At 57.0% G+C, this 845-nt stretch carries 2 protein-coding genes; both read right to left on the reverse strand.

The annotated features are described in order from the left end of the window. Positions 1 to 134: 134 nt before the first annotated feature. On the reverse strand, positions 135 to 323 hold the full coding sequence (locus EOC06_RS37995) for a DUF3606 domain-containing protein (RefSeq protein WP_127321696.1): 189 nt from the start codon (positions 321 to 323) through the stop codon (positions 135 to 137). 126 nt (positions 324 to 449) lie between these two features. Continuing rightward, a complete protein-coding gene (locus EOC06_RS40550) occupies positions 450 to 593 on the reverse strand; it encodes a hypothetical protein (RefSeq protein ID WP_164899035.1) in 144 nt (47 codons plus the stop codon). Between the last annotated feature and the right edge of the window lie 252 nt (positions 594 to 845).

An 845-nucleotide genomic window follows, 5' to 3' on the forward strand; every position in this document is an offset into this window, starting at 1 on the left:
CGGGCTCTGTCTCAGGTTGGTACAAGCGGTCGATTCCTAGGATGTAGCCGCACATATAGCCCGTCGTGCAAGGCCAGCACGGCGGGTCTTCGCGATACGAGCGGTTTAGCCTTGGGATTGGCGACGTTAGCTCGTCATCGACTGCCTAGTGCTTTCGCTTCGCGCTCCAGCGTCTCACGGTCGTTGCCGTGCTTTTTGATAAGTTCCCGGACTTCAGGGATGGTAAGCTGGAATTTGCTGGCGAGATAGCCGACCTCGTATTCCTCGTCGCCCGATACGCGGTCGCGGTCACGAAAATCGCGCTTGCTTTTGTCATCTGGCATGGTTGTTCCTCCTGAGAGGAGAATAGCGAAAGTAGCGCCGGGTTCCACGTAAGGACGAGCCGGCGCTTGTCGCAGAGTTGGCCTGCGCCGGCTTGATTCTGCCTGCACGGGATCCTTCTCGGGAGTCTATCGATCTTGTATGGCGGCCTCGACCAAACGCCGTATCCTGCCGGAACGCTCAATGTTTTGGGCCACCATCTCTTTCGAGCGCTGAATCGCGAGCTCGGCCCGTTCCAGGCGTTGCTTGGCACTGGCGACTTCGGCCGCCATCGCTATTCCCTGGCGTTTCGGGATGTTTGTCATGAGATTGAAACACAGGGAGGACGGAATCGTTCCCTGACGCCGGCCGAAACGGGTGGGGCATGAACACCCAAGTGCCCTGGTGCATTCCTTTGCAACTATTTTAGCCTATTCTAATTTAAATTCGGTCCTGTCCGAGTTCGCGTATGTTGAAGTTCATCCGGCCAATGTTCCCCACGCTTGTCGAGGTGCCGCCGACAGGGGACAACTGGATTCACGAAA

Origin of the sequence: Mesorhizobium sp. M7A.F.Ca.MR.362.00.0.0, assembly GCF_004023175.1 — a bacterium.
Classification (GTDB): domain Bacteria; phylum Pseudomonadota; class Alphaproteobacteria; order Rhizobiales; family Rhizobiaceae; genus Mesorhizobium.